Consider the following 250-nt stretch of genomic DNA (forward strand, 5'->3'; position numbering starts at 1 on the left):
CCAGGTTCTGCCGGCGGTTCTGCGTATCCTGGAAGGTTTCGGTTACCGTAAAGAAGACCTGCGTTGGCAGAAAACCAAACAGACCGGTCTGACCTCTTGGCTGAACATCAAAAAATCTGGTACCGGTGGTGGTGGTGCGACCGTTAAATTCAAATACAAAGGTGAAGAAAAAGAAGTTGACATCTCTAAAATCAAAAAAGTTTGGCGTGTTGGTAAAATGATCTCTTTCACCTACGACGAAGGTGGTGAT

At 45.6% G+C, this 250-nt stretch carries 1 pseudogene; it reads left to right on the forward strand.

The window, feature by feature from the left end:
* Positions 1–106: 106 nt before the first annotated feature.
* A pseudogene (locus tag R0J88_RS22180) lies at positions 107–250 on the forward strand (hypothetical protein); the annotation flags it as partial.

The organism is Pseudoalteromonas sp. SIMBA_162 (assembly GCF_046535955.1).
In the GTDB taxonomy this organism is placed as follows: Bacteria; Pseudomonadota; Gammaproteobacteria; order Enterobacterales; family Alteromonadaceae; genus Pseudoalteromonas; species Pseudoalteromonas marina.